This is a genomic window from Aureimonas sp. AU4 (genome assembly GCF_001463765.1).
GTDB lineage: Bacteria > Pseudomonadota > Alphaproteobacteria > Rhizobiales > Rhizobiaceae > Aureimonas.
Genome location: NZ_BBWK01000102.1, coordinates 1 through 6555 on the forward strand (window position 1 = coordinate 1; position 6555 = coordinate 6555).

The following is a 6555-nucleotide window of genomic DNA, read 5'->3' on the forward strand; positions in this document are numbered from 1 at the left end:
GTTGAGGCACTGACGTGATGTCGGACTGGTTTTGCATATCCGCTTTTTCGATGTTGATCGACATAGCGAGAGGATAGCCGGCTCCCTGGTGTGGATTGCTTCCCTGTTGCATGAGGCAATCTGATCTCTCAGCGCGTTGGACGGATGCAGTCTTGTATCGGGCCCGTTGATGCAGACTTCGGAGGCTACGAGCTCGGATGGAGTCGGCGAATAGGATCCCAACCCGCTGACGAGTCCCCCATTCTTGTATCCAGCGGGAGCGAGAGTCCTGTCGTGATCTGAGCCATCGTCGAAAGCGGCTGCAAGAGACCGAAGTGCGGAGCCGTTGGTGAGCGCAGCGTTTTGGCCGGTGGTTTCTATGGTGGTGCGGGCAAAATCCCAGGGCGTCATCCAGCCGAGCTTCGAGTGCGGTCGTTCCTCGTTGTAGTCGCGTCGCCAGTCTTCCAGCACGGTCCGAGCATGCGGCAGAGAGCGGAACAGCCCTCCGCTGCGAGGGCAGCTCCGACGTTCAGAAGCTCGTCGCGCAGCCGTCCGCTGAAGCTCTCGATGACGCCGTTCTGCTGCAGCTTGCCGGGCGCGATGTAATGCCAGCCGATGCAGCTCTCGTCCGACCATGTCAGGATCGCGCTCGAGGTGAACTCCGTGCCGTTATTGCTGACGATGGTCGTCGGGCGACCGCGATGACGCACGATGGCGTCGAGCTTACGCGCAACCCGCAGACCCGAGAGCGATTAGGGCCTGTTAGCGCCTGAAGCCGACTCCATGTCGCTGCCTTTTCCGATGAGGAGAAGCGTGCAGATGTTGAGCGACGAGCGGTGGTCTGATCTGGAACCGTTGATCGAGGCCTGCCGCCCGCATGCGAAGGTTCCGAGCCCGCACCTGCGACGGACCATCGAGGCGATCCTCTGGCGTCACCGGAACGGGGCGAAGTGGTGATCGCTGCATAAAGGTACTGACGATGACGAACCTCAATGGAAAGCGCGCCCTCGTGACCGGTGGCTCTCGCGGGATCGGCGCGGCCATCGCGCTGACCCTCGCCGAGAATGGCGCCGATGTCGCGCTGACGTTCCAGAACTCGCCCGACCGCGCCAGGCACGTGGTGGCCTCGATCGAGAAGCTGGGCCGACGGGCGGTCGCCATCCAAGCCGACAGCGGCGACCCGGCCGCAATCAGGCGCTCGGTCGAGGATGCCGTCGCCGCACTCGGTGGACTGGACATCCTTGTCAACAATGCCGCGATCGCGCGCTACAACACCATCGCCGACTTCGCGGTCGAGGACATCGACGCGCTGCTCGCGGTCAATATCCGCGGGCCAATTCTCGCCACCCAGGCGGCCATCCCGCACCTCGGCGCCGGTGGACGCATCATCAGCATCGGCTCCGCGGGGGCGGATCGCATCGTCGGCGCGCCGGGCACGGTCTATTACATGACCAAGTCCGCGCTCCAGTCCCTCACCCGCGGCCTTGCGCAGGAACTCGGACCGAAGGACATCACGGCGAACCTCGTGCAGCCGGGCTCGACCGACACCGACATGAATCCCGCGGATGGCGAAAGCGCGGACTATCAGCGCAGCCTGTCCCCGCTCGGCCGCTTCGGCACGCCGGCCGATGTCGCCGCCGCCGTTGCGTTCCTCGCCAGCCCGGCCGCCAGGCACATCACGGGATCGATCGTCACGGTCGACGGCGGAATGCTGGCCTAGGCGCCGAAGCACTCGTCCATATCCGAAACTATGGTGACGCAGCCCGGCGGGTCGTGCCCGGGCTGCGCAGGAAGGACGCGCCCACATGAGCGACCACGCGAACGCCCGATCCCGGATCGGTGTCGGCATCGTGGGTGCCGGTGCCGACCGGGGTTGGGCCGGGGTGGCGCACATTCCGGCACTGAAAGCACTCGATGCGTTCGAGATCCGTGCGGTCAGCACGACCCGCATCGAGAGCGCCCGCGCAACCGCCGCTCGGCTCGGTGTCGACCTCGCCTTCGACACGCATCAGGCGCTGGTCGTGCGGCCGGAGGTCGACCTCGTGGTGGTTGCGGTCAAGGTGCCGGAGCACGCGCGGATCGTCTCCGATGCGCTTGCCGCGGGCAAGATGGTCTACTGCGAATGGCCGCTCGCTCGTGACCAGTCGGAAGCCGAAGCGCTGGAGCGTCTCGCTCGCGGACAGGGATTGCGGACGATCGTCGGGTTGCAGGGCGGCCTGCACCCGCCGATCCGCTTCCTGCGTGACCTCGTTCGGCAGGGCGCGATCGGCACGCCACTCAGCACGAGCATCCGGGCGCATCCCACCGAGGACATGTGGGTCGGGCGATACAACCCGCCGTTCGAGTTCATGGCCCGCGCCGAGCACGGCGCTACGTTCCTCAGCATCGCGCTCGGCCACGCGCTCGAACCGCTCGCGCGCGTGCTCGGCCCGTTCGAGAGCCTGTCCGCCGTCGTCGCCAATCGGCGCGGCGACGGCGTCCGCCTGTCGGACGGCGCGCCGCTCCCGAAGGACACGCCGGACGAGATCGTCGTCGCCGGCGTTCTCGAGGGCGGGATCGTCGCCTCGCTTCACTACAGTGCCGGGCAGCCGGCCGGCCCGGCGATGGTATGGGAGATCCAGGGCACCGAGGGCAGCCTTCGCGTCGAGACGGCGTCGGGCTACGTCCACTTCGGCGACCTGGCCATCGCGTTCCGCCGCGGCCGCGAGCCTGTCCAGCAGCTCCAGGTCCCGCCCGCCTATGCGGCTTCTGACCTGCCAATCGGCGCAGCAGCAGCGGGCGTGGCCCGCCTCTACGCCCAGTTCGCGGCCGACATTCGCGATGGAACTGACGAGGCGCCGGACTTTGCGGTCGCGCTCGATCACCACCGGGTGCTCGATGCGATCGCACGGTCCGCCATGTCGGGTCGGCGCGAGCGGCATCTGCTGCATGCTGATCCCCCTCCCACTGCGAGCGAGCAACCACCAGCACCAACGGGTGGCTAATCGGCGGTAGAGAAGTCGTGCTCCGACGACTGCTTAATGCCGATCGATCTCGAAAAGCGGATTGACGGCTTTCCACTCAAGTCCGTCCCGGAAGAGTACGTTACGCGGACGGGATCCGGCGTCCGCGTCATGCGAGAGTGTGCTACATTAACTGATGGGCATTGGCTGACCCCAAACGACCCGTTTAGGTCACTAGGGGTGCCTCGTGCCGTGGCCAAGAGCGGACGTTGATTATCTTCCTGTCTTCAATCCTGGGCAGTAGGCCGAACGACGATGCTCCCGATTTCGACATCGTCGGGCTGCTCGATCGCAAAGGCGACCGCTCGCGCGATGGCGTCCGGTGATATGGCGAGTTCCTCCTTCTGCCGGCTGATCGCTGCCCTAACGACGGGATCCGTGACCGAGGAGTCGACAAACGTCGTGTCGATGAAGCCTGGGGACACCTCGGTCACCCGAAGGCCCGGCACGCATTCCTGCCGAAGAGCCTCTGTTGCCGTCCGTAACGCGTTCTTCGTGGCGGCGTAGACGCCCATGGTTGGAACAATCTTGAGTCCGGCGGTCGAGACGACGTTCACGACGTGGCCGCTCCGCTGATCGTTGAAGACCGGCAGCGCCGCTGCGAACCCATAGAGAGCACCCTTCAGGTTGACGTCGATCATCGCGTCCCAGTCCTCGACCCGCAGGGCGTCGAACCGGGAGATGGGCCCGATCCCGGCATTGTTGACGATCACATCCAGTCGGCCGAACCGATGTCGGGCGAGGTCAACAAGGGCTTCGAGATCCGCCCGTTGGGTCACGTCGACTGTTCGGAAGACAGCACGTCCCCCCTTTTGCTCGATTTCCCCGGCAACTGCGGCGATCTCAGCTTTGCTCCGCGCTCCCAGTACAAGGTGAGCACCTCGTGCGGCGAGATGCAGTGCCGTGGCTCGGCCTATCCCGCGTCCTGCCCCGGTGATGGCAACGATCTTGTTCGCAACGGCCATGATCAGCTCCTTCGGTGACACATCGCCAGCCTTATGGAAGCACCGCAAGCGGATCTATGTTAGATCAGCCACTTCTCTGTCGCGATCCGCCAAGACCATGATCGATCCGTTTTCCCAAGTCGTGTCACTCCTCGCCATCCGGAGCGTCCGAGGGACCAGCCTCGAGGCGTCCGGCGACTGGTCACTGTCGTTCGACGGCCGAACACGCCTGAAGTTCGTGGCAGTGACGCGCGGTCGATGCTGGCTCCTGCTTCCGGACAAGCAGCCGGAGCCGATGGAGAACGGCGACGTCGTTCTCCTGGGTGACACGCGTTACATCGTGGCAAGCGATCCCACCATTGAACCGGTCGATGGCATGACGCTCTACGCCGGTCCGGGACAGGACGCTGTGCGGTTGGGCGATGGCGGCGACACGGCGATGATCGGAGGCGGCAGCGGCTTCGCAAGCGGCTGCGCCCCGTTCGTTCTGGAGGCTCTGCCGAGGTTCCTTCGGATTGATCGGGCGTCGCCGAGCGCGAATGCCATCTCACGGACCTTGGCTTCGCTGTGGGCGGAGGTTCAAAGTCCAGGTGTTGGCAGTTCGCTCATTGCTGCCCGTCTGGCCGAAATTCTCGTCGCCGAGGCCGTTCGCGCCTTCGTCGCGGCGGGGTCAGGCAATGACATTGGTTGGATCGCCGCCTTGGGGGACCCGCGCCTGGCCAGAGCGATCGGGTTGATGCACGACAACGTTGCCCATCGATGGACGGCGCCCCTCCTTGCACAAGAGGTCGGCATGTCTCGTTCGGCGTTTACCTCCCTGTTCGTTCGGCGTGTCGGTCGACCGCCGATGGATTACCTGACCCACTGGCGAATGGTTCTGGCCCGTCAGAAACTGGATGCAGGATCGAGTGTCGCCGCCGTTGCCGAAGAAGTCGGATACAGTTCCCAGAGCGCATTCAGCCAGGCGTTCAAGCGGACGTTGGGAGGAACTCCGCGAACACACGCAGTCAGCGACACGCGCGGCAGCTTTCAGCGCCCTTGTCCCTGAAAGCTGGCGGACCGCAATCCACACGCCATGGCCGATAGACGCCGACGCTTGAAACGGTCGATCCGCTTTCGACCCATCACAGACTCACGATGTCGCTTCAGCAGCTCCCAAAAGCGGACGGCATCGACGATCCCGCCGCCTACTCAGGCTTAGGCACATCCTGTCCGCCCGTTCGGCGGTCCAACTCGGCAAGAAGGTCGGACAATTGCTGCGGCAGCGCGTGATCGGCCCGATGGACCGGGGACGATTGCATGGCGGCACGTACCCTGGCCTGCACACCGGGCGTCGTCAGAATGCGCGTCAGATCCTTCGTCGCCAAGTGTGGTCTACTCGCCTCTATGGGTACATTCCACAGACCATCTGGTTGGCGATCCGTTGCTGTATCATCGGATATGACGCGCCATCCACGAGTTGCAAGGCTACCCGTCGTCAGCCACCAAGTTGCAGAGTGATGTCTCGCAGCATGTCGAGGATGGCGCGGGGCGGATAGGGCTTGGTGAAGAACGTGCTGTTGACGGGCATCTGATCGACGGTGACTTGCACGCGACCTGACGTCACGATGATGGTGACAGGCGGCCAGCGGTCGCGCACGGCATGGGCGAGCTTCAGCCCGTCCATCGTGCCGGGCATATCGATGTCGGTGAACAGGACGCGAATGTCGGAATGGCGCTCCAGCATGCGGATGGCTTGGTCGGCATTTCTTGCTTCGTAGGTCGTGAAGCCCGCGTCCTCGCACAGGTCCGCAGCCTCCGCGCGCACGAGGGCATCGTCCTCGACAACAAGGACGGCGTAACGGTTCGGATCGAAGGACTGGCCCATGGTCGGCGGTCGGTCTCAGGCGGTCGGCGCGAGGCGAGCGGGTGCCCCGGTCAACGTGAAGCGGATGCCGGCGGGGTCGAAGTCGATGTGACCTGCGCCGTCGAAGTAGCTGGCGACGATGCGCTCGATCAACTTGGAGCCGAAGCCTCGCCGTTCCGGCAATTTAACGGGAGGACCGCCGGCCTCGCTCCAGCGGAACTGGAACGCACCGTCAACGACGTCCCATAACATGGCAACGCGGCCCGTCTCGTTCGAGAGGGCGCCATACTTGGCCGCGTTGGTCGCCAGTTCGTGGATCGCGAGACTAAGGCCAAGAGCCTGTTGTGCGGTCAAACCAAGGCGGGAACCGCCCGCCTCGATCCGATGATCCTTGGTCTGATGCGGAGCCATCGCGGCGCCAACGACCTCGCCGACGTCCGCTTCTTCGAAGTTCGATCGCGTCAGGATGTCCTGCGCCCGGGCGAGCGCTAAGATCCGGGTGGAGACCGCCTCATTGGCCTCTTCCATTGTGCGAGCCTGTCGGATGGTCTGTGCGGTAATCGCCTGGACCATGGACAGAAGGTTCTTCATGCGGTGCGACATCTCCTGCGTCAGTACACGCTGCGCGTCCTCCATCCGCTGGCGAGCCACGGCCGCCCGCACCCGGTCGCCGACCTGCTCGACGAACTGGCGCTCGCCGTCCGTCCAGACATGGAGCGTGCGCGAATGGGCGAAGACCACGGCGTAGAGGCGGCCGTCGAAGCTGATCGGCAGGTCGAGGAAG

At 64.8% G+C, this 6555-nt stretch carries 7 protein-coding genes and 2 pseudogenes; 5 read left to right on the forward strand and 4 right to left on the reverse strand.

Annotation, left to right across the window (positions count from 1 at the left end; genetic code table 11):
* Positions 1-363: 363 nt before the first annotated feature.
* Positions 364-731, reverse strand: a pseudogene (locus AUL35_RS21050) (integrase core domain-containing protein); the annotation flags it as partial.
* A gap of 67 nt (positions 732-798) precedes the next feature.
* Here AUL35_RS21050 and AUL35_RS21055 point away from each other — a divergent pair.
* From AUL35_RS21055 to AUL35_RS21065, 3 genes and pseudogenes are all read left to right on the forward strand, one after another.
* Positions 799-933, forward strand: a pseudogene (locus AUL35_RS21055) (transposase); the annotation flags it as partial.
* Between the two features lie 25 nt (positions 934-958).
* Positions 959-1699 carry an SDR family NAD(P)-dependent oxidoreductase gene (locus tag AUL35_RS21060; RefSeq protein ID WP_062018530.1) on the forward strand — a complete coding sequence of 247 codons (741 nt, stop codon included), beginning with the start codon at positions 959-961 and terminating at the stop codon, positions 1697-1699.
* Positions 1700-1784: 85 nt separating this feature from the next.
* Positions 1785-2963 carry a Gfo/Idh/MocA family protein gene (locus AUL35_RS21065; protein WP_062018532.1) on the forward strand — a complete coding sequence of 393 codons (1179 nt, stop codon included), beginning with the start codon at positions 1785-1787 and terminating at the stop codon, positions 2961-2963.
* Positions 2964-3208: 245 nt separating this feature from the next.
* Here AUL35_RS21065 and AUL35_RS21070 read toward each other — a convergent pair whose 3' ends face one another.
* A complete protein-coding gene (locus AUL35_RS21070; RefSeq protein WP_062018533.1) occupies positions 3209-3946 on the reverse strand; it encodes an SDR family oxidoreductase in 738 nt (245 codons plus the stop codon).
* On the opposite strand from AUL35_RS21070, the gene AUL35_RS21075 reads away from it, so the two are divergent.
* Positions 3945-4973 carry an AraC family transcriptional regulator gene (locus AUL35_RS21075; protein ID WP_192847142.1) on the forward strand — a complete coding sequence of 343 codons (1029 nt, stop codon included), beginning with the start codon at positions 3945-3947 and terminating at the stop codon, positions 4971-4973. The genes AUL35_RS21070 and AUL35_RS21075 overlap by 2 nt on opposite strands.
* 429 nt (positions 4974-5402) lie before the next feature.
* Here the strand turns inward: AUL35_RS21075 and AUL35_RS21080 are convergent, their stop codons facing one another.
* Both AUL35_RS21080 and AUL35_RS21085 read right to left on the reverse strand, forming a co-directional pair.
* A complete protein-coding gene (locus tag AUL35_RS21080; RefSeq protein ID WP_062018537.1) occupies positions 5403-5792 on the reverse strand; it encodes a response regulator in 390 nt (129 codons plus the stop codon).
* Positions 5793-5807: 15 nt separating this feature from the next.
* Positions 5808-6362 carry a sensor histidine kinase gene (locus AUL35_RS21085; protein ID WP_192847143.1) on the reverse strand — a complete coding sequence of 185 codons (555 nt, stop codon included), beginning with the start codon at positions 6360-6362 and terminating at the stop codon, positions 5808-5810.
* 3 nt (positions 6363-6365) lie between these two features.
* Here AUL35_RS21085 and AUL35_RS22705 point away from each other — a divergent pair.
* Positions 6366-6555: hypothetical protein (locus AUL35_RS22705; RefSeq protein ID WP_192847144.1), on the forward strand; the 190-nt coding region annotated here is incomplete at its 3' end.

Coding starts and splice junctions, on each gene's coding strand:
- AUL35_RS21070 (WP_062018533.1), bottom strand. CDS start 3,946: ATGGCCGTTGCGAACAAGATCGTTGCCATCACCGGGGCAGGACGCGGG.
- AUL35_RS21080 (WP_062018537.1), bottom strand. CDS start 5,792: ATGGGCCAGTCCTTCGATCCGAACCGTTACGCCGTCCTTGTTGTCGAG.
- AUL35_RS21085 (WP_192847143.1), bottom strand. CDS start 6,362: ATGAAGAACCTTCTGTCCATGGTCCAGGCGATTACCGCACAGACCATC.
- AUL35_RS21075 (WP_192847142.1), top strand. CDS start 3,945: ATGATCAGCTCCTTCGGTGACACATCGCCAGCCTTATGGAAGCACCGC.
- AUL35_RS21060 (WP_062018530.1), top strand. CDS start 959: ATGACGAACCTCAATGGAAAGCGCGCCCTCGTGACCGGTGGCTCTCGC.
- AUL35_RS21065 (WP_062018532.1), top strand. CDS start 1,785: ATGAGCGACCACGCGAACGCCCGATCCCGGATCGGTGTCGGCATCGTG.